The organism is Microbacterium sp. SORGH_AS_0969, assembly GCF_030818255.1.
Lineage (GTDB): Bacteria > Actinomycetota > Actinomycetes > Actinomycetales > Microbacteriaceae > Microbacterium.
This window is the reverse complement of the sequence record NZ_JAUTAG010000001.1, coordinates 685,970-711,263: the sequence shown is the minus strand read 5'-3', so window position 1 is coordinate 711,263 and position 25,294 is coordinate 685,970. Positions and strand designations below refer to the sequence as shown.

19 protein-coding genes are annotated in these 25,294 nt (G+C 71.0%); 9 read left to right on the top strand and 10 right to left on the bottom strand.

The window, feature by feature from the left end; genetic code table 11:
- Positions 1–43: 43 nt before the first annotated feature.
- Positions 44–4,756: an ATP-dependent helicase gene (locus tag QE388_RS03240; protein WP_307382894.1), complete on the bottom strand. Its 4,713-nt coding sequence runs from the start codon at positions 4,754–4,756 to the stop codon at positions 44–46.
- 133 nt (positions 4,757–4,889) lie between these two features.
- On the opposite strand from QE388_RS03240, the gene QE388_RS03235 reads away from it, so the two are divergent.
- Positions 4,890–5,174: a hypothetical protein gene (locus tag QE388_RS03235; protein WP_275799545.1), complete on the top strand. Its 285-nt coding sequence runs from the start codon at positions 4,890–4,892 to the stop codon at positions 5,172–5,174.
- Between the two features lie 2 nt (positions 5,175–5,176).
- Here QE388_RS03235 and QE388_RS03230 read toward each other — a convergent pair whose 3' ends face one another.
- Together QE388_RS03230 and QE388_RS03225 are read right to left on the bottom strand one after the other, a co-directional pair.
- The gene (locus tag QE388_RS03230) at positions 5,177–6,772 is read right to left on the bottom strand and encodes an ABC-F family ATP-binding cassette domain-containing protein (protein ID WP_307382891.1); all 1,596 of its coding nucleotides are present in this window, start codon (positions 6,770–6,772) and stop codon (positions 5,177–5,179) included.
- A gap of 214 nt (positions 6,773–6,986) precedes the next feature.
- Positions 6,987–7,649, bottom strand: coding sequence for an alpha/beta hydrolase (locus QE388_RS03225; RefSeq protein WP_307382889.1), 663 nt, complete (start codon positions 7,647–7,649; stop codon positions 6,987–6,989).
- A 202-nt stretch (positions 7,650–7,851) separates the two neighbouring features.
- On the opposite strand from QE388_RS03225, the gene QE388_RS03220 reads away from it, so the two are divergent.
- Both QE388_RS03220 and QE388_RS03215 read left to right on the top strand, forming a co-directional pair.
- Entirely contained in the window at positions 7,852–8,466 is a 615-nt protein-coding gene (locus tag QE388_RS03220) for an NUDIX hydrolase family protein (RefSeq protein WP_307382887.1), read from the top strand.
- Positions 8,467–8,504: 38 nt separating this feature from the next.
- Complete coding sequence (locus QE388_RS03215; RefSeq protein WP_307382885.1) at positions 8,505–10,427, top strand: M3 family metallopeptidase; 1,923 nt, start codon at positions 8,505–8,507, stop codon at positions 10,425–10,427.
- A gap of 120 nt (positions 10,428–10,547) precedes the next feature.
- On the opposite strand, the gene QE388_RS03210 is transcribed toward QE388_RS03215, so the two are convergent.
- Positions 10,548–11,615, bottom strand: a complete 1,068-nt coding sequence (locus QE388_RS03210; RefSeq protein WP_307382883.1) for a low specificity L-threonine aldolase — start codon at positions 11,613–11,615, stop codon at positions 10,548–10,550.
- A gap of 110 nt (positions 11,616–11,725) precedes the next feature.
- On the opposite strand from QE388_RS03210, the gene QE388_RS03205 reads away from it, so the two are divergent.
- Positions 11,726–14,917, top strand: coding sequence for a DEAD/DEAH box helicase (locus QE388_RS03205; protein WP_307382881.1), 3,192 nt, complete (start codon positions 11,726–11,728; stop codon positions 14,915–14,917).
- A 120-nt stretch (positions 14,918–15,037) separates the two neighbouring features.
- Positions 15,038–16,627, top strand: coding sequence for an MFS transporter (locus tag QE388_RS03200; RefSeq protein ID WP_307382878.1), 1,590 nt, complete (start codon positions 15,038–15,040; stop codon positions 16,625–16,627).
- A 90-nt stretch (positions 16,628–16,717) separates the two neighbouring features.
- Here the strand turns inward: QE388_RS03200 and QE388_RS03195 are convergent, their stop codons facing one another.
- Together QE388_RS03195 and QE388_RS03190 are read right to left on the bottom strand one after the other, a co-directional pair.
- Complete coding sequence (locus QE388_RS03195; protein WP_307382876.1) at positions 16,718–17,416, bottom strand: SDR family NAD(P)-dependent oxidoreductase; 699 nt, start codon at positions 17,414–17,416, stop codon at positions 16,718–16,720.
- Positions 17,417–17,576: 160 nt separating this feature from the next.
- On the bottom strand, positions 17,577–18,986 hold the full coding sequence (locus tag QE388_RS03190; protein ID WP_307382874.1) for a DUF6421 family protein: 1,410 nt from the start codon (positions 18,984–18,986) through the stop codon (positions 17,577–17,579).
- Between the two features lie 105 nt (positions 18,987–19,091).
- On the opposite strand from QE388_RS03190, the gene QE388_RS03185 reads away from it, so the two are divergent.
- The 3 genes from QE388_RS03185 to QE388_RS03175 all read left to right on the top strand — a co-directional run bounded on the left by QE388_RS03185 (position 19,092) and on the right by QE388_RS03175 (position 21,523).
- Positions 19,092–19,580, top strand: coding sequence for an Lrp/AsnC family transcriptional regulator (locus QE388_RS03185; protein ID WP_058596719.1), 489 nt, complete (start codon positions 19,092–19,094; stop codon positions 19,578–19,580).
- Positions 19,581–19,673: 93 nt separating this feature from the next.
- A complete protein-coding gene (locus QE388_RS03180; protein WP_275799207.1) occupies positions 19,674–20,831 on the top strand; it encodes a sensor histidine kinase in 1,158 nt (385 codons plus the stop codon).
- Between the two features lie 104 nt (positions 20,832–20,935).
- Entirely contained in the window at positions 20,936–21,523 is a 588-nt protein-coding gene (locus QE388_RS03175) for a response regulator (protein WP_373426633.1), read from the top strand.
- Between the two features lie 29 nt (positions 21,524–21,552).
- Here the strand turns inward: QE388_RS03175 and QE388_RS03170 are convergent, their stop codons facing one another.
- On the bottom strand, positions 21,553–22,059 hold the full coding sequence (locus QE388_RS03170; protein WP_307382870.1) for a hypothetical protein: 507 nt from the start codon (positions 22,057–22,059) through the stop codon (positions 21,553–21,555).
- Between the two features lie 80 nt (positions 22,060–22,139).
- Here QE388_RS03170 and QE388_RS03165 point away from each other — a divergent pair, with 80 nt between their 5' ends.
- Entirely contained in the window at positions 22,140–22,766 is a 627-nt protein-coding gene (locus tag QE388_RS03165; protein WP_307382869.1) for a 2-phosphosulfolactate phosphatase, read from the top strand.
- Positions 22,767–23,060: 294 nt separating this feature from the next.
- On the opposite strand, the gene QE388_RS03160 is transcribed toward QE388_RS03165, so the two are convergent.
- The 3 genes from QE388_RS03160 to QE388_RS03150 form a co-directional block, all read right to left on the bottom strand.
- Complete coding sequence (locus QE388_RS03160) at positions 23,061–23,549, bottom strand: SprT-like domain-containing protein (protein ID WP_307382867.1); 489 nt, start codon at positions 23,547–23,549, stop codon at positions 23,061–23,063.
- A 30-nt stretch (positions 23,550–23,579) separates the two neighbouring features.
- A complete protein-coding gene (locus tag QE388_RS03155) occupies positions 23,580–24,107 on the bottom strand; it encodes a tetratricopeptide repeat protein (RefSeq protein ID WP_058596724.1) in 528 nt (175 codons plus the stop codon).
- 122 nt (positions 24,108–24,229) lie between these two features.
- Entirely contained in the window at positions 24,230–25,096 is an 867-nt protein-coding gene (locus tag QE388_RS03150; protein WP_275799219.1) for a spermidine synthase, read from the bottom strand.
- Between the last annotated feature and the right edge of the window lie 198 nt (positions 25,097–25,294).

Below are 25,294 nucleotides of genomic sequence, written 5' to 3'. Positions count from 1 at the left end.
GGTCCCGGCCGGCGTGGCGGGGCGGGCCGCGGCGGTGTGGTGCTCAGGCACGCGCGGCCTCGCGGAGGGTGTCGCCCGCGGTGAGCTTGCGCAGCGTGAGCCCCTTCGGCGACTCGACGAACCCGGCGGTGCGCAACGCGCGCCCGACCGCCGTGCCGTAGACGAACTCGCCGTTGACCTGCTCGATGGTCAGCGTTTCGAGTCGACGACGCTTGGCCGTCTCGGCGAGGTCGGTCGCGGCTGCCGCGAGACGCGCTTCGTCATCGGTGAAGGCCAGGGCGGTGCGGCCCCCGCGCTCCAGGTACAGGGTCAGTTCTCCGTCGACGAGCACGACCACTCCGCCCGCTTTGCGACCGGGGCGATGCGTAACGCCTTCGAGGGCGGGCCAGCCCAGGGCAGCACCGTAAGGGTTCGCGGGGTCGGTCGCCGCGAGCGTGACCGTGCGCAGGGGAGGAGGGTCGGCGACGGCGGCAAACTCGCGGAGCCGGTCGACCGTCGCGGAGGCGGCGAACTGGGCCGCCCCGAGTTTCTCGATGACGTATCCGCGGCGGCAGTGCCCCGCCTCCTCGAACCCCGCCAGGATCCGGTAGACCTGCGCGAACCCACCCGGGACGCCCTCGGACTGCACGGCACCTCGCGTCACGACGCCGTAGCGGTCGAGCAGCAGGCTCGCCGTCGCCGTTGCGCGAGCGGCGGCATCGGCCTCCCGCTCGGGCAGGAGCGACCAGCGCCCGCCGAGCGACGGCGGTCGCGGAGCCGACGTCGCCCGCGGCATCGCGGCCCCGCGATACATGCGTGCGCGCGGCGCGCGACGGACGACGCGGTGCGACTGTCCGCCGCCGCTGAGGAGCGTCCTCACGGGGGCGAACGTGTCGTTCGTGACGCGCCCCGCCCAGGTCAGTGCCCAGAGGGCGTCGTTGACCGACTGCTCGTTCTCGGCCCCGGCGAGCTGCTTCAGCTGCGCGGCGAAGTACGCCCCGCCCCCGTCGAGCGCGGCGAGGATGCGGGCCTCGAGCGAGTCGGGAGCCGGGTCGTCGGGATCGTCGGGGTCTTGCAGGGTGAACGGCGCCGCCTCGGCCGGGTGCAGCGCGATCCATCCGTCGCGGCCCGGAAGGGTGCCGTGCCCCGACCACACCACCTCGCCCGTGGCGGTGAGCTCGTCGAGGAGAGCGGGGGAGTAGTCACGGACGCGCGAGGGCAACACGAGCGACTCCCACGCGCTCGCCGGGATCGGCACTCCCGCGAGCTGCTCGATGACCGCGAGCACCCCGTCGATGCCCTCGAGCGGTCGCCCCAAGTGCTGCCACACGGGGAGGAATCGCGCGTAGGCCGCGGGTGGCACGGGCTCGACGCTGCCGCGGATCGCGGCGAGCGAGCGCATGCGCAGACGACGGAGAACCTCGACGTCGCACCACTCGGTGTCGTCGCCGCGGCTGCCCCCTCCGGACCCTGAGCCTGTCGAAGGGGTCCCTGAGCCTGTCGAATGGTCGGGCAGGAAGAACCCGCTCGCCAGACGCCCCTGTGATTCGAGCCGCTGCAGTGTGAGCCGGGCGACGGCGACTCCGACCCCGAGTCGCTCGGCGACCGCGTCGGTCGTGAACGGCGCGTGCGTGCGGGCGTAGCGGGCGACCAGATCGCCGAGCGGGTCGGCGAGCGGTTCGAGGAACGCGTTCGGGATGCCGACCGGCAGCGCCGCGCCGAGAGCATCGCGGAGCCTCCCGGCGTCTTCGATCCCGGCGACGCGCGAGACGCCGCCGATCGTGACGCGGATCGCGCGGCGATCGTCGACGAGGGTGGCGAGATGTTGCTCGGCCTCGGCGAGGGCATCGGTCTCGGCGTCGAGACGCGACGCGACCTCGGCCGCGTCGAGCGGGCCGAGGATGCGCAGGAGATCGGCCACGCCCTCGACCCCTCGCACGCGGCGATCCGGATCGAGGCGCTGCGCTTCGCGCTCGAACTGCGCGATGACCTCGGGGTCGAGGAGTTCGCGCATCTCGACCTTGCCGAGCAGTTCGCTCAGCAGCGCCGGGTCGACCGAGAGCGCCGCTGCGCGTCGCTCGGCGAGAGGCGAGTCGCCCTCGTACATGAAGGCCCCGACGTACCCGAAGAGCAGGTCGCGGGCGTACGGCGAGGGCTGCGAGGTGGTGATCTCGACGAGCCGGATGCGACGCTCGCCGATCTGACGGGTCACGCGCAGGAGCGCGGGAAGGTCGTAGACGTCTTGCAGCACCTCGCGCAGCGTCTCGAGGATGATCGGGAATGCCGGATGTCGCTTCGCGACCTCGAGAAGCTGGGCGGACCGCTGCCGCTGCTGCCACAGCGGCGAACGGCGGTTCGGGTTGAGGCGGGGAAGCAGGAGCGCGCGCGCCGCGCACTCGCGGAAGCGAGAAGCGAACAGCGCCGATCCGCCGACCTCGTCGGTGACGATCTGCTCGAGTTCGTCGGGTTCGAAGACGAAGAGGTCGGCTCCGGGCGGTTCGGCGGCGGCATCCGGAACCCGGGCGATGATCCCGTCATCGCTCGCGACGGCGGCCCCCTCGACACCCAGTCGCTCGCGGATGCGCGCGTTCACCGCGAGAGCCCAGGGGGAGTGCACCTGCATGCCGTAGGGGGAGTGCAGGATGATGCGCCAGTCGCCGACCTCGTCGCGGCTGCGTTCGACGGTCAGGGTGCGGTCGGTGGGGAGGCTGCCGGTGGCCTCGCGCTGCTCGGCGAGATACGACAACAGGTTCGTGATCGCGTTGTCGTCGAGTCCCGACTCGCGCAGGCGCTCCTCGGCCTTGGCTTGGTCGGCGCCCGCCAGGTCGCGCGAGAACTTTCCCAACGCTTCACCCAATTCGGCGGGGCGGCCGATGCCGTCACCGTGCCAGAACGGCAGCTTGCCGGGCTGCCCGAAGGCCGGCAGCACGTTGACGCGGTCGTGCGTGATCTCGACGATGCGCCAGCTCGTCGTTCCGAGCGTGAACACGTCGTTGACGCGCGACTCGTAGACCATCTCTTCGTCGAGCTCGCCGACGCGGGCGTTCTGCGACTCGCCCGCGACGAAGACGCCGAACAGCCCGCGGTCGGGGATCGTGCCGCCGCTCGTCACCGCGATGCGCTGAGCGCCCGGCCGGCCGGTGAGGGTCCCCGCGTCGCGATCCCAGACCAGGCGCGGGCGGAGCTCGGCGAACTCGTCGGACGGGTAGCGCCCCGCGAGGAGGTCGAGCGTCGCCTCGTACGCCGAGCGCGGCAGCGAACGGAACGGCGCGCTGCGCTTGACGGTGTCGAACCATTCTTCGACGTCGATCGAGCCGAGGGCCGCGGCCGCGACGGTCTGCTGGGCGAGGATGTCGAGTGGATTCTGCGGTACCGCGATGGCCTCGATGCGACCGGCGAGCATGCGCTCGGTGACCACGGCCGTGTGCAGCACGTCGCTGCGGTGCTTGGGGAACAGAGCCGCGCGGCTCACCTCGCCGACCTGATGCCCCGCGCGTCCCACTCGCTGGAGACCGGATGCCGCGCTCGGGGGCGCCTCGACCTGGATGACGAGGTCGACCGCGCCCATGTCGATCCCGAGTTCGAGGCTGCTCGTCGCCACGACGCAGCGCAGCGCGCCCGATTTGAGCTCGTCCTCGACCTGGGCGCGCTGCTCCTTGGAGACCGAACCGTGGTGGGCTTTGGCGAGGATCGCGGCGACACCCGCGGACGCTCCGGCCTGCGCCATCATGCCCGCAGGGACGGTGGGTTCGGGCACGTCGATGCCGACGCGCTCGGCGTAGATCTCGTTGAGACGCCCCGTGAGCCTCTCGGCGAGCCGGCGGGAGTTGGCGAACACGATGGTCGATCGCCGTTCCAGGATCCGGTCGACGATCGCCTCTTCGACGTGCGGCCACACCGAGCCGGCCATCTCGGTGCTCTCGGGTCGCTCGGAGAACCACTCGCCGTCGGTCGCCTCGTCTGGCTCGGGGGAGCCCGGGGGCGGGGGAGGGTTGAGCATGTCTTCGATCGGGACGACGACCGACAGGTCGAACGCCTTCGTCGCTTTCGGCGCCACGATATCGACGGGCTGCGCGCCGCCGAGGAACCGAGCGACCTCGTCGATCGGTCGCACCGTGGCCGAGAGGCCGATGCGCTGCGCGGGCTTCTCGAGCAGTGCATCGAGCCGCTCGAGGCTCACCGCGAGGTGGGCGCCGCGCTTGGTGGCCGCGACCGCGTGCACCTCGTCGATGATGACGGTGTGCACGCCGCGCAGCGTCTCGGCGGCCTGGCTCGTCAACATGAGGTACAGCGACTCGGGCGTGGTGATGAGGATGTCGGGCGGGTCGGTGACGAGCTTTCGACGGTCGCTCGAACTCGTGTCGCCGGAGCGCACGCCCACGGTCACACCCGGAACCTGGATGCCGAGGCGCCGGGCCGACTGCCCGATCCCGACGAGCGGCGACCGGAGGTTGCGTTCCACGTCGACGCCGAGGGCTTTCAACGGAGAGATGTAGAGCACGCGCGTGTTCGTCGCGGGGGCCTTCGGAGCCGCTTTCTTGCCGCGGCGCGGGGGCTCGGCATCCGGAATCTCGGGGGCCTTCTCGCGGAAGATCCGGTCGATCGCGAAGAGGAAGGCCGAGAGGGTCTTGCCGGAGCCGGTGGGCGCGACGACGAGCGCGTTGCGCCCGGACGACACCGATTCCCACGCGCCTCTTTGGGCATTGGTCGGGGCCGAGAACGCACCGCGGAACCAGTCCTGCGTCGCAGGACCGAATCTGTCGAGGACGTCAGCCATGCCGACATCTTCTCTCGGACCTCCGACATCGGCTCGGGGTTGACGTTCGCCCGCCGCGGAACGGGCGGATGGCCGCCCGGAGTTCCCCCTCGAGACGGAGGCGGTGATGCGCGCAGGTGCCTAGCGTGAAGGCATGAACAGCGCATCGTCGTCCCCGCGGGCCGCCGTCGCGGTCGTGTCCGTCTCCGTCCTCCTCGGCCTCGCCATCGGTGCCGCCCTGTGGCTCGGCTCGCAGAACCTGCTCATGGGCGCCACGATCGGCGGCATCCTGGCACTGCTCTTCGGTGGTTTCGCGGTCTTCGCGGTACGCACGGGGGCGTCTTCGCGCGGCGGCCCCGGTGCCGACGCGGGTGCGGTCGTCGTCGGCGGTGGAGGCTGCGGCGACGGCGGCGGTGGGGGCGGCGACGGCGCCTGCTGAGCTCACGGGGCGCACTCCGTCAGCCCCCCGTCCTCCAGCTCCAGAACGAGGTCCAGCCCGAGTCGCGCGAGGAACGCGTCGTCGTGACTGACCACGAGCACCGCTCCGCGGTAGGCCTGCAGCGCCGACACCAGTTGATCGACCGTGTCGAGATCGAGGTTGTTCGTCGGCTCGTCGAGCACGAGGAGCTGCGGCGGCGGATCGGCCAACAGCACGCGGGCGAGGGCGACACGGAAGCGCTCGCCACCGGACAGCGACCCGACGGAACGGATGACCGCGTCTCCACGGACGAGGAAGCGGGCGAGCCGATCCCGCACCGAGGCCACGGGAACGTCCGGCGCCGCCGCGCAGACGGTGTCGAGGACGGATGCCGCGTCGTCGAGGCCGTCGAGACGCTGGGGGAGGTAGCCGACGTGCTCCACGCTCGCTCGGGCGTGAACCGCCCCCGCGAACTCCGTTCGGTGCACGAGGCTCTCGAGCAGGGTCGTCTTTCCCGCACCGTTGCGCCCGACGAGAGCGACGCGCTCACGGCCGGTGACGATCCACTCGCGCTCGCCGTCGCCCAGCGTCGCGATGCGCCGACCGGGCGCGTTGCCCGGATCGGGCAGGTCGATGCGCACCACGTCATCGTCGCGGACGCGCGCCGACGCCTCGTTCAGCGCCGCGCGCGCGGCATCTTCCTTGCCCTTCATCTCCGTGCTCAATCGGCCCGCGCTCACCTGCGCCGCGTTGGCGCGTCCTCCCGCGATGATTCTCGGAACCCGCTTCTCGACCTGCGCCTTGTGCGCGACGCGGGCGCGGGTGGCGAGCTTGTCGTACGACTCGATGCGTTGCCGTCGCCACCGGCGGAGGCTCTGTGCGGCGTCGCGCTCGGCGCGGACAGCCGCTTCCTGCTCCGCGTCGCGGTGCGCTCTCCAGACGCTGTACGGACCGCCGACGACGCTGAGGGTGTGGCCGTACAGCTCGGCGGTGGCATCCATCAGCTCCAGCAGGCTCACGTCGTGACTCACCACGACGAGGGTGCCGGGCCACGCCTGCACGAGTTCGCTCACCCGCGCGCGGGCCTCGCGGTCGAGGTCGTTCGTCGGCTCGTCGAGCAGCGTGATCTCGGCCGCACGGGCGCGCAGCCCGACGAGCGCGGCCAGCATCGTCTCACCGCCGGAGAGCTCGCCGACGGTTCGATCCAGCGCGTCGGACGGCACACCGGCCTCGGCGAGCAGGGCATGGGCGCGTGTCTCGACGTCCCAGTCGTCGCCGACGGCGTCGAAGTGGTGCGGTGCCACATCCCCCGACTCGATCGCGCGGAGGGCGGTCAGCGCCCTCTCGACGCCGAGGAGCGAAGAGACCGGTCGGCGCGGATCGGACGCGAGACGCTGGGGCAGCATCGCGACCTCACCGGATGCCGAGACCGAGCCGGACGTCGGGGCGATGTGCCCCGCCGCGACGCGGAGGAGCGTGGACTTGCCGGCGCCGTTACGGCCGACGAGACCGGTGCGCCCGCGGCCGAGCGCGCCCGAGACGCCGTCGAGGGCGACGGTTCCGTCGGGCCACTCGAGGCGGACGTGGTCGAAGACGAGGGAAGGGGACGGTGATGACATGACGGAACTCCGGGAACGCGGGATGCGCGGACGCCGGACCCGTCCGCATCAGCGGAGGGAGGCCGAGAAAGACGGCGGGTCGACGGGTCAGCGCGCGGACAGGGGCGCGGAAGCGTCGACGTTCTTCACCGGAGGAGACCTCGTTCTCGGGGACAGGGCTGCCTACGATAGCCCACGTGGGCGGGATGGGGAACCCCGGCCACCCGTGTCCGTCTCAGCCCGCGGCCTCGCGGTCGGCGAGGCGCGCGTCGAGGAACGTGCGAACGTCGTCGAGCTCGTCCTGCGAGATCGAGTGGGTGAGTCCCGGGTACACCCGGCCGCTCAGCTCGCTATGCCCGGGGAGCCACTGCGCCGTCGCGTCGATGAGGTGGGCGGGGATGACATCGTCCGCGGCTCCCCGACCCCAGAAGACGGGGGGACGACGGTCCGCCAGGACCGCGTCCCCGGGGAGCTCGCCCCCCGCCGCGTAACCGGCGAGCACCACGACGAACGCCACCGCGTCGGGGTCGACCCGCAGCGTCTGGACGGCGACCGCGCCGCCCTGTGAGAAGCCGAGGAGCCCCACGGGGGTATCGCCGACGGCATCCTGAATCCACGCCAGCACGGATCGCGCCGCGCGGGTGACGGCGTCGGGGTCGCGTCCGTCGAGACCCTCGATGGGATACCACGAGGCTCCCGGCATCGGCCACGGCGGCGCAAGAGGAGCACGGACGCTCGCGATCACGAATTCGGTCGGCAGGTACGGGACGAGACCGAAGAGGTCGTGCTCGTCGGAGCCGTAGCCGTGCAGCAGGAGCAGGACCGGCCGATTCGCGCGTTCGGCCGGCGGCACCGACCACCGCACGAGGGAGGAGTCGAGGGAGAGGGGCGCGCTCATGCGGCCATTGTGGCAAAGGCCTCCGACATCGGGCTCCCATCGGGCTTCGCCGGTGGTGAGTCGGGAGGAGGACCCGGGACGGGAGGACCCTTCGCCCGCGAGACCTCCTCCCGTCTCGGATTCCCCTCCCTCCGCGCGGCGGAACGCACCGTGACCGCGCGGACACGCGGCATCCGGAGCGGTCGGTTGATATACAGGGAGCATGGCTGTCCGCACACCCGACCCCGAGCCCGGCGACAACGGCGGGGACCGCGAGCCGCTGTCCGGCCCCTTCTCGGGTGCGCCCAGCGGCCCGAACACCAACCCGGGCTGGCTCAGCGAGGTCGAGCTCGCCGAAGCACGGCGACGGCTCCCGATGCTCTACGTCGAGGCACTCCCGGTGCGCACGGACGGCATGGGCATGGTGACGCAGGTCGGCATCCTGCTGCGCGCGACACCGCTCGGAGAGATGACGCGCACCCTCGTCTCGGGGCGCGTGCGTTACGGCGAGACGGTGCGCGACGCACTGTTCCGGCACGTCGAGAACGACCTCGGACCCATGGCCTTCCCGCTCCTTCCGCCGCAGCCCGCGCCGTTCACGGTGGCCGAGTACTTCCCGCTCCCGGGCGTCAGCGCCTTCCACGACGACCGGCAGCACGCGGTCGCGCTCGCGTTCGTCGTGCCCGTCACCGGCACGTGCGAGCCGCGCCAGGACGCACTCGAGGTCACGTGGCTGTCGCCCGAGGAGGCGGCATCCGACGCCCTCGCCGCCGAGATGGAGGGCGGCCGCGGCACCCTCGTGCGGCAGGCGCTCGCGTCTGTGGGCGCGCTGCGTTGACCTTTGCCGGTGTCGGAGGCCCTGTCTAGGGTCGGAGAATGCCGATCACCGAACCTGCTCCGCTGCTCCTGCCCACGGACGCCGCCGGGTGGACGAGCTTCGTCACCGACCGTCCCGCTACGCGTCGCGCGCGCATCGACGCGATCGACGCCCGCCTCGCCATGGCGGACGACCTGCCCACCGCCGAGCGGCTGGAGCTGTGGAACGACGCCGACATCGCTTTCGCCGAAGCGTTGTCCGAGGCGCACCTGCTGAGCGAGTCGCATCCGGATGCCGAGATCCGTCGCCTCGCCGAAGAACAGGTCCAGCAGTTCGAGGCCCTGCAGGCTCGGCGTCTGCTCGATCGGGGTCTGTGGAGCGCGTTCGCCGAGGCCGATGAGACCGGCGTCGGCGACGACGAGCTGCGCCTCCTGACGCACATCCGCCGCGATTTCCGGCGTGGCGGCGTCGACCTCGACGACGCGGCGCGCGAGCGGGTGCGCGAGCTGAGCGAGCGCGACACCGAGCTCTCGCTGACGTTCTCGCGACACATCCGCGACGGAAAGCGCGAGATCCGGGTGCCGGCGAGCGCCCTCGACGGCCTGCCCGCGGACTTCGTCGCCGACCACGCGGTCGATGACGAGGGGATGGTGACGCTCACAACCGAGTACACCGATCTCATGCCCGTGCGGGAATATGCCCGCGACCGCTCCGCGCGTCACGCGCTGGTCGCCGCCTACAACGACCTGGCGTGGCCCGAGAACGAGCCCGTTCTCGCCGAGTTGCTGGCCGTGCGAGCGGAACGCGCAGCGCTGCTCGGCTACGGCGACTGGGCCGATTACGAGACCGAGACGCGCATGATCGGATCGAGCGCCGCCGTCGACGCGTTCCTGACGCGCGTCGCCGAAGCTGCCGCGCCGGCGGCAGCGGTGGAGTACGACCGCATCCTCGAGCGGCTGCGCCGTGACGACCCGTCCGCCGAGGCCGTCACGATCGCGGACTTCTGGTACCTGTTGAGCACCCTGAAGCGCGAGGAGTACGACGTCGACGCGCAGGTCGTGCGGTCGTACTTCCGGTTCGATCGCACGCTGGACGGCGTGTTGGCCACGACCGCGCACCTGCTCGATGTGTCCTACGTGGCCGTCGACGCCCCGTCGTGGCACGACGACGTGCGCACCTACGACGTCGTGCGTGGCGACGAGCGTCTCGGCCGCATCCACCTCGATCTCCACCCGCGCGACGGAAAGTACAACCACGCCGCGTGCTTCCCGCTCGCGCCCGGGATCACCGGCCGCTCGCTCCCCGAGGGCGTTCTCCTCTGCAACTTCTCGCGCGGCCTGCTCGAGCACGACGAGGTCGTCACCTTCTTCCACGAGTTCGGTCACCTCGTGCACGAGATCATCGGGGGCCACCAGCGGTGGGCCCGGTTCACCGGGGTCGCCACCGAGTGGGACTTCGTCGAGGCGCCGAGCCAGCTGCTCGAGGAATGGGCGTGGGATGCCGGGGTGCTGGCATCCTTCGCCGTCGACGACGCAGGAGAACCGATCCCCGCCGACCTCGTCGCCCGCATGCGCACGGCCGACGCCTTCGGCCGCGCGCTCGAGGTGACGCGGCAGCTCGGCCATGCGACGACGTCCTACCGCCTGCACGTCGAGCGCCCCGCCGACCTGCGGAGCGCCGTCGACGGGTACTACCGCGCGGCCAGCCCCGTGACGCCGCTCGACGGGTCGCACTCGTACGCCGGTTTCGGCCACCTGACCGGATACGGCGCGTGCTACTACACGTATCAGTGGAGCCTCGTGATCGCGCGCGACCTGCTCTCGGCGTTCGGCGACGACCTGTTCGACACGCAGATTGCCGAGCGGTACCGCCGCGAGATCCTCGAGCCGGGCGGATCACGCGACGCGCGCGACCTCGTCACCGCGTTCCTCGGGCGAGAGAGCACCTTCGACGCCTACCGCGACTGGCTCGCGGGTTCGTGAGACGGTGAGGGCCGTGGCATCCGGGGTTCGGATGTCACAGCCACTCGAGCTGGGGTGCGCGGCTCCGGCGCCCAGATCGCGCGGTCGGCCCGGGCCCGGGGCGGGCCCGGGCGGGTCGCGTCAGGCCGACGTCTCGCGGGCGATCGCCGTGATGAACGCGTCGATGTCGCTCTCGGTCGTGTCGAACGAGCACATCCAGCGCACCTCGCGGCGAAGCTCGTCCCAATCGTAGAAACGGAAGCTCTCGCGCAGACGATCGGCGACGCCCGCGGGAAGCGTCGCGAACACGCCGTTCGCCTGGGTCGGCTGGGTGAACTCGACGCCCCGGATCGACCCGTCGGCGAGACCCGCCTGGACACCGGCGCGCAGGCGCTGCGCCATGGCGTTCGAGTGGCGCGCATTGTGCAGCCACAGGTCGTTCTCGAGGAGCGCGACGAGCTGCGCCGAAACGAAGCGCATCTTGCTCGAGAGCTGCATGTCGAGCTTTCGCAGGTAGGTGAGCCCGGTGGATGCCGCGGGGTCGAGCACGACGATCGCCTCGCCGATCATCGCGCCGTTCTTCGTGCCGCCGAAGCTCAGCACGTCGACACCCGCGTCGCGCGTGAAGGTACGCAGGGGCACGTCGAGGGCGGCCGCCGCGTTGGAGATGCGAGCGCCGTCCATGTGCAGGCGCATACCGTGCCCGTGGGCGTGGTCGGCCAGGGCGCGGATCTCGTCGACCGTGTACAGCGTGCCGAGCTCGGTCGACTGCGTGATCGAGACGACGAGCGGCTGCGCACGGTGCTCGTCGCCCCAGCCCCAGGCCTCGCGGTCGACGAGATCGGGGGTGAGCTTTCCGTCGTCGGTAGGGACGGTCAGCAGCTTGATGCCGCCGACGCGCTCGGGCGCCCCGCCCTCGTCCACGTTGATGTGCGCCGTGGACGCCGAGATCACGGCGCCCCAGCGCGGCAGCATCGACTGCAGCCCGACAACGTTCGCTCCCGTGCCGTTGAAGACCGGATAGGCCTCGACCCCCTCGCCGAGGAGCCCGACGAAGAGCTCCTGCAGGCGAGCGGTGTAGACGTCTTCGCCGTAGGCGACCTGGTGGCCCTCGTTGGCCGCGGCGATCGCGGCGAGGACGTCGGGGTGGATGCCGGAGTAGTTGTCGGAGGCGAAACCGCGCACCGACACGTCGTGGAGGGAAGTCACGGCCCCAGCCTAACTTCGGCCTCTTATCCCCAGCCGGACAGATCGACGAACCATCCCCCATCGGGGCCGGGCTGCAGCCGCGTGTCGGAGGGCCCGACGAGAATGAGGGGATGCACCTGGACCCCGAAGCGCTCAGCATCGCGGGCGAGATCTTCTCGCCGGCGGCGATGACGCGCGCCGACCGGCTCCTCGTCTACGGCTCCGTCGAGGTCGGCGACGTGAAGACGATCGGCGACGTGCGGGTGGTCACCGCGCAGTCCTTCGGCGCGGCGGGGTACGAGCACCTCGAGCTGCGGGTCCCTGACGACGTCACGCGGCTGTCAGGGTGGTGCTCGTGCGGACGAGGGCCCGAATGCGAACACTCCTGCGCGGCGGCGCTCCTGCTTTTCGACCGGTTGATCTCGGCCGGGCGACCGCCACGGCCGGAGTGGCAGCGCTCCCTCGACGAGCTCTTCCTCGCCGCCCCGCCGACTCCTGACGAACCACCGTTCGAGCTCTGTCTGTTCCTGTCGATCCGACGCGGGGGCGGGCACGGGCGCAGCACTGCTCTCACCCTGACGGCGCGTCCCGGCGTGCGCGGGACGCGCGGCACGTGGATCAAGGGGCGGGCCGGGTGGTCGGCTCTCGCGGCGCTGCCGGCCGATCCTGCGGCGCGTGCCGCCCTCGACAGCCTGGGCCGCCTCGGACGGTCCGGACCGGGTGCGTTCCTCTCCGACGAATGGATGCCGCTCTCCGCGGTCCCGCCGCACTCGCTGTGGATGCAGCTCGACGCGGTCCGCGCGGCCGGCGTCCCGATCGTCTCCGGTTCCGGCGTGCACCACCCGGTGGAGATCCCCGCCGAGCCCGTCCGCGCCGCTGTCGCGCTCGAGCGACGCGGGTCGAGCCTGCAGATGCGCGGCATCGTGGAGGGCGTCGCCGAAGAGGTCGCTTCGCTGTCGTCCTGGGTCGTGGGCGACCCGGCCGTCGCCGTCGCCTTCGTCGCCGATCGCGACGGTGCCGACGAAAGGATCACCCTCGCGCGACTGTCGACCCCGGCGGCCGCACCCGTGCGCGGACTCCTCGCCCGCCCGAACGCGCTCACCATCGACGCGGCGAGCGCCGACACCTTCCTGGCCGACTACCTGCCGCGCCTCCAGCTCGATGCGCCCGTCGTGTCCCCACGTGGCACCGTCGAGGTGCCCGCCGCTCCTCTGCCGGTACTCGAACTCATCGTCGACCACCAGGGCGACGGGGCATCGATCGCGGCGCGGTGGGATCGCTCAACCACGCGCGGACGCCACCACCCCGAGCACGAGAGCGCTGTGTGGGCGACCGCTTCCGCCGTCGCCTCCGATGCGCGGATCACCCTCCCGGAGCCGTACCCGTCGGGAACGACGCCTCCGAGGCCGCTCGTTCCGGCGGCGGCGGCGATCCTCTCCGTCGAGGTGCTGCCGCGCCTTCGCGACGTCGATCATGTGCGCGTGCTCGTCACCGGCGCGGGGCGGGACTACCGCGCGGCACCCGAGGCTCCGGTCGTGGAACTGAGCACCTCCGCCGACGACGGCAGTGACTGGTTCGATCTTCACGCGCGAGTCAGCGTCGGCGACGTCGAGGTCGACTTCACCGACCTGTACACGGCCTTGGCGCTCGGCGACAGGGTGCTCTTCCTCGGCGATGGGGAGTACGTCCGTCTCGACACCCCCGAGTTCGCGCGCTTGCGTGCGGTCATCGATGAGGCCCGGACGCTCGCCGACCGGCCGGAGTCGCAGCTGAAGCTGAACAGGTACAACGTCGGTCTGTGGGATGACCTGTCGGAGCTGGGCATGATCGCCGCGCAAGAGGCCGAGTGGTGGCTGCGGGTGAGGGGGCTCACCGACGATGCAGCGCTCGAGACTGTCGATCCGCCGGCGGGTCTTCGCGCGACCCTGCGCGACTACCAGCGTGCGGGCCTCGACTGGCTCCACTTCCTGCGCACACAGGGACTCGGCGGCATCCTGGCCGACGACATGGGTCTCGGCAAGACGGTGCAGACGATCGCCATGATGGAGGCGGCACGCGGGGCGGATCCGACCATGGCGCCGTTCCTCATCGTCGCTCCGACGAGCGTCGTCGGAAACTGGGCCCGGGAGTGCGCGACGTTCGCGCCGGGGCTCGACGTGCGCGTCGTCACGGCGACGCAGGCGCGGCGCGCGACGAGCATCCAAGAGACGGCCGCCGGGGCGCACGTCGTCGTCACGAGCTATGCATTATTCCGACTCGAGCAGGAGCAGTACGCCGAGGTCGACTGGTCCGGGCTGGTGCTCGACGAGGCGCAGCAGATCAAGAACCCTGCCTCCCGCGGGTATCGCGCCGCGCGGGCGCTTTCCGTCCCCTTCACGCTGGTCATCACGGGCACCCCGATGGAGAACAACCTTCTCGAGCTGTGGGCCCTCATGTCGCTCGTTGCGCCGGGACTCCTCGGGACGCGCGAATCCTTCACGACCCTCTATCGGACGCCGATCGAGAAGCACTCCGACGCCGCGCGCCTCGACCTCCTGCGTCGCCGGATCCGGCCGTTCCTGCTGCGGCGCACGAAGGATCTCGTCGCGTCGGAGCTTCCGCCGAAGCAGGAGACGATCATCGAGGTCTCCCTCCACCCGACGCACCGCAAGCTCTATGACCGGCGCTTCCACCGGGAGCGGCAGCGTCTGCTCGGGCTGCTCGACGACGCCGAGGGGAACAGCTTCGCGATCTTCCGATCGCTGACGATGCTGCGGCAGCTGGCACTCGATCCCGCCCTGGTCGACGAGGGAGAAGCCCCGTCCGCGAAACTCGACGCCCTGGAGGAGTTGTTGGTCGAGGCCGCCGCCGAGGGGCACCGCGTCCTGGTCCTGAGCCAGTTCACGCGTTTCCTCCGCGCCGCCCGGGAGCGCTGCACCGAGGCGGGACTCGCCTCGGGATATCTCGACGGCACGACCACGAACCGGCAGGCGGAGATCGATCGGTTCCGTGAGGGTGACGACCCCGCCTTCTTCGTGTCGTTGAAAGCGGGGGGCATCGGGCTCAATCTGGTCGAGGCCGACTACGTGGTGCTGCTCGACCCGTGGTGGAACCCCGCCGTCGAAGACCAGGCGATCGATCGCGCGCACCGGATCGGGCAGACGCGTCCGGTGATCGTCTACCGCCTCGTCGCGGCCGAGACCGTCGAAGAGAAGGTGGTCGCGTTGCGCGAGGCGAAGGCCGAGCTGTTCTCGCGCGTCCTCGACGGCGGCAGCGACGAGGGCGGCACGTTCGCGGGAGGACCGCGCCTGACCGCCGACGACATCCGGAGCCTGCTGGACTGACGTCCTGCGATGCCCGTTCACCGTGGGGATGGTCCGATCGACGGCCCCGGATGGCTGCCGCCGGACTCTCGCATCGACGCGCGTCTGGCCGATGTCGGAGGTCGGGTCTACCGTGTGGCTATGTCCGCCGAACCGTCTCCCGTCGCCGTCGTCGCCGGCACCCCCGCGGGGGGAAACCGCACCTTCCTCGCGGTTCTCGTCAACACCGCGGCGGCCAACGTCACGACGAGCTTCCTGTGGTTCGCCCTCACCTTCTGGGTCTACCTCGAGACGCGTTCGGTCCTGGCCATCGGCATCGTCGGCGGCGCGTACATGCTTCTCCTCGCCGTGTTCGCGATGGTCTTCGGGTCGATCGTCGACCGACACCGGAAGCACCGCGTCATGGTGTTCTCCGGGCTCGTCACCCTCACGGCATTCCTCGTCGCCGGCGCGCTCTGGCTGGCTTTCCCCGAGTCGGCCCTGCTCGATCTCGGCGGACCGTGGTTCTGGGTGTTCTCCGCGGTCATCCTCGCGGGCGCTGTCGTCGAGAACATGCGGAACATCGCCCTGTCCACCACCGTGACCCTTCTCGTCCCGGTCGAGCGTCACGCCAACGCGAACGGTCTCGTCGGGACGGTCCAAGGCTTGGCGTTCGTGGTCACGAGCGTCTTCAGTGGCCTGTCCGTCGGGTTCCTCGGCATGGGCGGCACGCTGGCCATCGCGATCGGGCTCACGCTCGCGGCGCTCGTGCACCTCCTCACCATCCGCATCGCCGAAGAGAAGCCGGCGGCGGGGGCCGAACCGGGGCCGATCGTCGATCTGCGCGGAGCATGGCGCGCCGTCCGGGCCGCCCCCGGGCTCATCGCGCTCATCATCTTCTCGACCTTCAACAACCTCATCGGTGGCGTCTACATGGCGCTGATGGACCCGTACGGGCTCGACCTCTACCGATGGGAGATCGACGGACGGGTCTACAACGCCGAAGTCTGGGGCATCGTGCTCGCAATCACCTCGACGGGCTTCATCGTCGGGGGCGGCCTCGTCGCGAAGTTCGGCCTCGGTCGCAATCCGATCCGCACGATGCTCTGGGTCGTCATCGCGATGGGCGTGCTGGGGGCGATCTTCACCCTGCGGGAATGGGGGTGGCTCTTCGCGGTGGGGATCTGGGTCTACATGGCGCTCATCCCGGTCGTCGAGTCCGCCGAGCAGACCGTCATCCAGAAAGTCGTGCCCTTCGCCACTCAGGGGCGGGTGTTCGGATTCGCTGCCGCCGCCGAGTCGGCCGCAGCGCCGGTGACGTCGTTCCTGATCGCGCCGATCGCGGCGTTCGCGATCATCCCCTACATGAACGGCGACACGGGGAAGGCCACGTGGGGCTGGCTGCTCGGCGACGGCCAGTCCCGCGGCATCGCGCTCGTCTTCGTCTTGGCGGGCCTGTTCATGGTGATCGCGGCTTCTCTGGCTTTCCTCACTCGGTCGTACCGCACGCTCTCACGTCAGTACCGCACGGCCGAGGTGAACGCCGAGGTCGTCGAGGCAGGTGTTCCGGATGCCGAGGGCACCACGGTGTCCGCGCCCACGCGGCTGGGGGCCGACGTCGAGGTCGCCCCGAGCGGTCCTCCGCCCGAGGAGCAGCGAACGATCGACACCACCGCTGGCCACGCTGTCCGTGCCGACGGACACGAGGGCTCGAGGATCGCCCCCGCCCCATCGAATGGCGGGCGCGACTGAGGGGGCGCCAGCCGTCTGCCCGAAGACAACACCTGCGCTCTCGACGATGCGTCTCGGTTCAGGCCAGGCGGGCGTACCCGCCCGGCGGGATCAGTCCGCCCCCTCGATCCCGATCACCACGTCGTTCAGCACGGCGGCTTCGTCGTCCCACAGAGCCAGGAACGAGGCGGCCAGAGCGTCCTCGAGGCCGGCGAGGCTCTTCACCCGGAAGATGACGGCCGCCGCCGTGGGTTCCCGCCCCGCGTCGCGCGCGTCTTTCGCGTAGCCCTGACCGACCGCGCGAACCCACGTCTCCGAGGCGGCCTTCACCGTCGCGTAGTTGGCACCGCCCGCGAGGGGGCGCGCGACCGAGGTCGAAGAGACGATCGCCAGGCGCCCGGCATCCGAGGTTCTCAGGTCGTCGTCGAAGGCTCGGCTCACGTGTCGCAGTGCCGTGAGCGAGCGCAAGAGGAATGCGAAGTCGTCGTCGCTCTGGCCCGCGAGTCCGCCGCCTCCGCGCCAACCGCCGACGAGGTGCAGAAGACCGTCGATCCGGCCGTGCGCCGAATGCACGTGATCACGCAGGGCGTCGACCGCGTCGGAATCCGTGAGGTCGCAGCGTCGAACGGCGACGCCGGGGATCTCAGCCGCGACCGAAGCGAGGCGCTCGTCGTCGCTGCCGACGACCACCACGCGAGCCCCGGCATCGAGCAGCAACCGGGCGGCGGAGCGCCCCGCAGCACTGGTGCCGCCCGCGAGGAGCACCAGTCGGTCCCGCGCGCCTTCGTCCATGGCCACCACGTCGGTCATCGTCGCCCCCTCGTCCAGTGTGTCCCGACTCGCGCGCCACGTCGAGACCGTTCGCGCCCACCCTCGTCGAGTGTCCAAGAAACGCCGTATCGCCGCGGGCGGCTACGGCGTGTTCTGGACACTCGACGGGGGGAGCCCGCCGCGGGGCGCGCGCGGCGCCTCAGTCGGTGCCGCGGATGCCCTCGGTCGAGGCGATCACGGGGCGCATCTTCTTCTCGAGCGCCTCGAAGAACATCGACAGCGGGAACTCGTCGTCGAGCACGGCGTCGGTGTACCCCTTCGGCAGACCCGCGAGCACGTCGTCGGGCAGACCGCGTGCCCACACCGACGCGGGGTGCGGGGTGACGACCGAGCGCACCAGGTCGTAGGCGGCGAGCCAGTGCGCCGTCTTCGGGCGGTCGATGGAGCGCCAGTACAGCTCGTCGATCGCGTCCGCGAGGGCGATCACCGCGGCGGGTACCTCGTCCCAGTCGAAGGCGAGCGACGTGTCGGTCCAGTGCAGCACGCGGCGCTGGTGCAGCCACGCGAACAGCAACTGGCCGCCGAGGCCGTCGTAGTTGCGCACCCGCGACCCGGTGATCGCGAAGCGGAAGATGCGGTCGAAGATCACCGCGTACTGCACGAGCCCGGCGTGTTCGAGCATGGCCTGCTCCGCGGCATCCAGCTCCGGTCCCTGAGCCTGTCGAGCCGACAGGCGGGCCTGCAACGCGACGCATTCGCGGAACGCGGTGAGGTCGCACCGCAGCTCCTCGAGCGAGTACAGGAAGAACGGCATGCGCTGCTTGATCATGAACGGATCGAACGGAAGGTCGCCGCGCATGTGCGTGCGGTCGTGGATGAGGTCCCACATGACGAACGTCTGCTCGGTGAGCGACTGGTCGTCGAGCATGCGAGCGGCGGCCGCGGGAAGCTCGAGCTTCGTGATCTCGGCGGCGGCGCGGGTCACGCGGCGGTAGCGGGCGGCCTCGCGGTCCTGGAAGATCGCGCCCCACGTGAACGTCGGGATCTCGCGCATCGCGACCGTCTCGGGGAACAGGACCGCCGAGTTGGTGTCGTATCCGGAGGTGAAATCGATCAGGCGCAGCGAAACGAACAGCCGGTTGGTGTACTCGGTCTCGAGTCGGGCGATGAAGTCGGGCCAGATGGCCTCGACAAGGACCGCCTCCAGGTGCCGATCACGCGAACCGTTCTGGGTGTACATCGGGAAGATGACGAGATGACGGATGCCGTCGACCCGGTGCTCCTGGGGCTGGAAGGCCACGAGGGAGTCGAGGAAATCGGGCACGCCGAGCCCGGCGTCGCGCCAGCGCTGGAAGTCCGCGATCGAGGCTTCGAGGTAGGCGGCGTCGTGCGGGAAGAGGGGCGCGAGAGTCTCGACCGCCTCGACGATGTCGTCGAGGAGCGGGGCGGCGGCTGCCGCATCGGCGATCGACCCGTCGCTCGCCTGCAGACCCTGCAGTGCGACGGTCGCGTTCTTCAGCTGCGCCCACGCCGGAGTGAGCTCGACCTCGGCGACGGTGCGGCCGTCGAGCAACTCGTGCGAGGCGCGGGAAGGCGTCGCGATGGTCATGGCATCCTCCGTTCAGCGGAAATATTCCTGTCGATCCGTCATGCTAACGGAAAACTTACGCATGGCGCCAGGGGAGTGTCGCGGCATCCTGATACTGTCGACGCCATGACCGAGGCTTCTGCCCGCCCCGCGCGCCTCGATGACGCCGTCGATGCGGCGATCGTCCGCGAGATCTCCCTCGATGCGCGCGCGACGCTGTCGCACCTGTCGGAACGGGTCGGCCTGTCCGTCTCCGCCGTGCAGTCGCGACTGCGTCGGCTCGAAGCGCGCGGGATCGTGAGGGGTTATCGGCCCGTCCTGGATGCCGAGGCGCTCGGCCGCCCTCTCGCGGCCTTCGTCGAGATCACGCCGCTCGACCCCGCGCAGCCCGACAACGCGCCCGAGCTGCTGGCGCACCTCACCGCGATCGAGGCATGCCATTCGATCGCGGGAGACGCGGCATACATGTTGTTCGTCCGTGTGCCGACCCCGCGCGACCTCGAGGAGCTGATCCGCGACATCCGCGCGGCGGCGCACGTGAACACGCGCACGACGATCGTCCTGCAGACCTTCTTCGAGGCGCGTCCGATCGAACCGGCCGATTTCCCGGCCTGACTTCTCCTCCCCAGACGCGCAATCCGGCCGGGCGTCCACGAATACATCCCGGGACGGATGCTGCCTCCCTCGCGGGTCTGTAGCGTTGCCGCGATGCTCTCCCTCCGCCCGCTGCGCCGATACCAACTGGTGACCGACCTCGTCCTCGCCGGCTTCTTCGGGCTGCTCGCTCTCGCGCTCGAACTCGCGTCGACCGAACCCTCTGTCCTCGAGAACCTCGGGGTGAGCGTCATGGTCGTCGCGTTCACCGGGGCCGTCGCTCTGCGGCGATTGAACCCCGGGCTCGCCCTCTCGCTGGCTTGGGTGGGTGCCCTCCTGCAGATGGGCCTGGGGCGAGAACCTTCGCCGACCGACATGGCCATTTTCGCGGTGCTCTACACGACCGCGGCCTACGGTTCCCGTCGGGTCTTCTGGACCGGCTTCGCCTCGGCCGTCGCAGGTGCCGTCCTGGTCACGCTGTACCTGGTCGTCCGCAGGCTGACGTCGCCCGTCCAGCCGAACGACGTGTTCGCGATCTTCGCCATTCTTCTGGCTGCGGCGTTCGCGCTCCTGCTCGCGTGGGTGACGGGAGCCCTGGTGCGGACGGCGATGCGCGCGGCGGAGAACAGTCGCGCCCAGCGCCTCGCCGAAGCCGAGACCATCGCGGAGCAGCAGCGCGTGCGCATCGCGCGCGACATGCACGATGTCGTCGCGCACTCGCTGGCCGTCGTGATCGCGCAAGCGGACGGGGCGCGGTATGCCGCAGCCGCCGACCCGGACGCCGCCACGGCGGCTCTCGCCACGATCTCGACGACCGCTCGAGCCGCTTTGACCGACGTGCGTCAACTGCTCACTCAACTGCGCCATACGCAGGCGGAGGGGCCGCAGCCTCGGCTCACCGATCTCGACGCTCTGTACGCGCACGTGCGCGCCGCGGGTGTCGAACTCTCGGTCGATGTCGATCCGGCGCCCCCCGGAGAACCGCCGGCGGCGATCCAGCTCGCGGTGTACCGCATCCTGCAGGAAGCTCTGACGAACGCGCTTCGCCACGGCGTCGACCGTCACGTCGACGTGCATCTCGGGTGGTTGCCCGATCGCGTCGAACTGACGGTCCGTAACGCCCGAGCGGACGGCCCGTCGCAGCCGTCGGGCGGACACGGTCTCATCGGGATGCGCGAGCGCGCGCAGCTCGTCGGTGGCCGTTTGACCGCTGAGCCGCAGGGGCGCTTCTTCGTCGTCCGAGCGACGCTGCCCGTCGGGGCGCCGCAGTGAGCCCCGTACCCGACCAACAGCCGAGAGGAACCGACCGAGTGAGCACCACCCCCGTACGTATCGTTCTCGTCGACGATCAGGCGCTGTTCCGCGCCGGGATCCGGATGGTGATCGACTCGCAGCCCGACCTCGAGGTCGTCGGCGAAGCGTCCGATGGTCGTGAGGGCGTCGAGATGGTCCGCTCGATGCGTCCCGATCTCGTGCTCATGGACGTGCGCATGCCGGTCATGGACGGGCTCACCGCGACGGCGGAGATCCTCCGCGAGCCCGGCGCGCCACGCGTGGTCGTCCTCACGACCTTCGACCTCGATGAGGCCGCCGCCCGTGCGATCCAGGGCGGCGCCAGCGGCTTCCTTCTCAAGGACTCCGAGCCCGAGTTCCTCCTGTCCGCCATCCGGACGGTCCACGCCGGCTCAGCCGTCATCGCGGCGGAGGCGACCCGCGAACTCTTCGCCCACATCGCCGAGAACGGTACCGCCGAGCCCGTGCCGCACAGTTACAGCGACCTGACCGAGCGTGAACGCGAGATCTTCGTCCTCGCGGCGGGCGGCCTCAGCAACAGCGAGATCGCGGCGCAGGAGTTCCTCTCGGAGGCGACGGTCAAGACGCACATCAGCCGCATCCTCTCCAAACTGGCGCTGCGTGACCGCGTCCAGTTGGTCGTCTTCGCCTATCGGCACGGCCTGGTCTGAGCGGCAGCGCGTCCGGGCGCGTGCCCACGTCAGGCGTTGTCGTCGCTCGACTCAGGGTCGTAGGCCCAGGTCGGGGCGAGAGCCCGGATGCGGCCCTCGCGCCACTGCCACATCGCCCACAGTCCCGGCCACAGCACGGGGGCGGCGGATCCGCCGATCGTGAGGCGCTCACGCCACAGCGTCCGCCCGGGCTGACCGGGAGCCGCCGATACCGCCATCTGGTGATCCCAGACGTCGAGGGCGGCGAGGGGACCGGTCAACGGCACCCCCCAGTCGCGGAACACCCGCACCCGACCGTTCCCGTCCGTGGTCTCGCGATCGGCAACCGAGATCAGCTGACGCCCGAGGGGCAGGGCGCCGGCCAAGCTCATCTGCACCGGGACGTCGTCTCCGGATGAGAACGAGGTCGGCATCTCACCGAGCGCTTCGACGTCGAGGAGCGGCCCGTACAGCTCCGCGACGGCGCGCGGGGAGTGGAGCGCTCGCCACGCGGCATCCGGATCGCAATCGATCACGAACTTCAACAGAATGCGCATGCAGCGAATTCTGCCGCACCGCCGGTGAGCGGCACCCGGGTTGACGCGGTGGGCGCGCGCACCCGGCTTAGGCTCGGGGGATGCCGAACGACCCCACCCCGCACGCCCAAGCGAACTACCAGGTGCGTCTCGACTGGGGCCTGCCGGGCCTCGGCCGCCTCGCCCCCGCCGACGTGGTGATCCTGGTGCAGACACTCGGCCTCTCGGCCGACGCGCTCGCCGCCATCGAGGCGGGGGACATCTTGCCCGTCGAGGGGCTCCCGACCGCCGCGCTGGTGCGCGCCGCGGCCCGAGACGCCGCGGACGTTCTCGTCGGCGGCATCCGGAACGCACGTGCCGTGGCCGACCGCGTGCTCGAGATCCAGACGGCGCGGGCAGCGCGGACGAGCATCGCCCTCATCGCGGTCGGGTACCCCGACGGTCCGGATGCCGAGACCCTCCGCTTCGCGGTCGATGACCTCCTGGGGTCAGGGGCCGTGATCGCCGCGCTCGGCGACCTCGGCATCGACCACGCCTCGCCCGACGCGGCCCTCGCGGGCGAGGGGTATCGCGCTCTCCGCGGTGCGGCCCGTCATCTTCTCTCGGCGAGCGGCACGGGTCGGTCGCTGACCGACGCCGGGCGCGCGGATGTGGTGCAGGCCGCGGCCGCGCGCGACGCGGCATCCGTCGTCCCCACCCTCATCGACGGCGGGTTCCGCGCGGGCTGAAGCGCCCGGGCCCCGGCCCGCGTGTGGTGGCGCGGATTCGGAGATGGTGCACGGATTCGGATCAGGCGCGGGATCTCGTCCGAATCTGCGACGCAGGTCCGAATCTGCGACGCCTGGCGAACCGGGCGCGCCCGCAGATCCTGTGGCGGGCCGGTGCGGTCTTGCGCGCGGGCCGGGGCCGCGCCGTCTCCGATGCGGCGTGTTGTGGCGTGGATTCGGAGATAGTGCGTGGATTCGGATGAAGCGCGGGATCTCGTCCGAATCTGCGACGCAGGTCCGAATCCGCGATGCGCGTCAGCGCGGCGTCGCCGCCGCCAGGCGCGTCGCGCGGCTGATGTCGCGCCGGACCCACGACAGCGCGAAGCGCGGGTCGAAGTGCGGTGCGCATTTCGCGCACGACGTCGGCCGCGTCGCGCGGCGGTGGCGGTAGGCGACGTGGCCCGCGGGGCACGTGCCGACCCAGGGGGCGAGTTCGTTGGCGGTCTCGCCGGCGTGGGTCGTTCCGCCGACGTAGCCGAGCTCTCGGGCGGTGCGCTTCCACACCGGACCGTGCCCGGCCGCGCCGCCCGCGATGGCGTGCGCGACCTCGTGCAGCAGCGTCTGGTGGTTGGTGTCGTCGTCGTAGCGTGCGGCGAGGTAGCGCGACACGCTGATGCGCTTGCGGCTGTAGTCGCAGAGACCCGCGCGACGCTTGGCGTTGTCGAAGCCGAACGTCCATGACGCGTCGAGGTGCAGGGCGATCAGCGCCTCTGCCCAGGTGCGCACGCGCTGCAGTTCGGACATGACCGGAAGACTAAGCGGGGGCTACGACATTCAGCTCGCGACGACCTCGCGCGAACGACGGCGGTCGGCGGCATCGATCGCGAGGAGCGTCGACTCGAGCTGGGCGTCGGTGGCCCCGGCGTTCTGACGGAGGAACAGGGCACGCTTGAAGTCGCGACGGGCGCTGTCGTAGTCGCCCTCGTCGTAGTGCACCTTGCCGCGGTGCTGCAGGGCGAAGGCGGCGATGCTCGCCCAGTTCTGCCCCTCGGCTTCCTCGGCGCACATCGTCAGCTCCTGCTCGGCGGCGGCATAGGCGCCGCGGCACTGCATGATCGTCGCGTGCAGGATGCGGGCGCGCAGAAGGTCGCGGCGGGTGCCTGCCATGCGGGCGACGCGCACCGACTGCTCCGAGATCGCGAGGGCCTCGTCGAAGCGGTCGAGAACCTTGAGGAGCCACACGCGCTCGAGCAGGGCGGGGAGGCTGCGCTGCGAGCCGATCTCGTCGAGACGCTCCGCGCACTCACGAGAGTCAGTGATCTCGCGCAATGTGTCGGGGTCATACCCGCGGATATAGCTCACCGTCGCTCCTCCCGAATGGCCGATGGTCTCCAGTCTGCGTCGAGAACGCCGATGTGCCCAGCCGCCACGCGGTCAGCGTTCGAAGACCGTGACGCGGTCAGCATTCGAAGACCGCCACGCGGTCAGCGTTCGAAGAGGGATGCCGAGGGCTTGGGAGACGGTGTGGCGTCGGCATCCGTCGCCGGACGCGCACCGCGGACGAACTCCTCGATCTCGGCCCCCTGTGACACCTTCGCGGGGTGCGGGCCGGCGGCCATGAGTCGCGGCAGCCACTCGACGGGAAGGCGAGCCGCCGAGGCGGCGATCACGAGGTTGCCGAACCGGCGGCCCTTCAGCACCTGCACCTCGGCGAGGAGGATCACCTCGGGGAGCACCTCGCGCACCGTCGCGACCTGACGTCGCGCGAACGCGAGGCCGGGGCCGTCGGAGACGTTGACGAGGAGTACGCCATCGGGTGCGAGCAGGCGTGCGGCCTCGCGATAGAACTCCACCGTCGTCAGGTGCGCGGGCGTCTGCGCCCCCGAGTACACGTCGCTGACGAGGAGATCCACGGCGCCGGTGAGGCCGGCGGGAAGCCGCGAGAGGCCCGCGCGCGCGTCACCGATCCGCACGCGCACCGCGGCTCCGCGGGGGAGGGGGAGGTTCTCGCGAACGAGGTCCCACAGCTTCGGCTCGAGCTCGATCACCTGCTGCCGCGAGCCCGGCCGTGTGGCTTCGACGTACCGGGGGAGGGTCAGGGCCCCCGCACCCAGGTGCACAGCGGTCAGCGGTTGTCCCGGCATCCGGAGTCGATCGATGACCGCGCCCATGCGGGCGATGTACTCGAAGTGCAGGTGCGTGGGGTCGTCGAGGTCGACGTGCGACTGCGGGGTGCCGTCGACCACGAGCTCGAAGCCCGAGACGAAGCCCGACGGCGAGACGCGCGCGATCGAGCCGTCCGACAGTCGTGCGGTGGGGGCGTCGTCGGGTTCGATGCGCATTCGAGCCATTCCTCCACGTTAGGCCCTCGGGTCCGGGCGCTCCGGATGCCGCCGTGCCGCCCGCGGAGGCGGCGGGCGCGCGCGTTGGTGAGCGAATCGCTGCGCCGCACGTCGCCGGGCTGCGCGAAGTGGGTGTTCCGCGCCGTTTCGCTGTGGCATCCTGCCCGCCGACCCGAAACACGATCGATACACACGGGCAATGGGCAG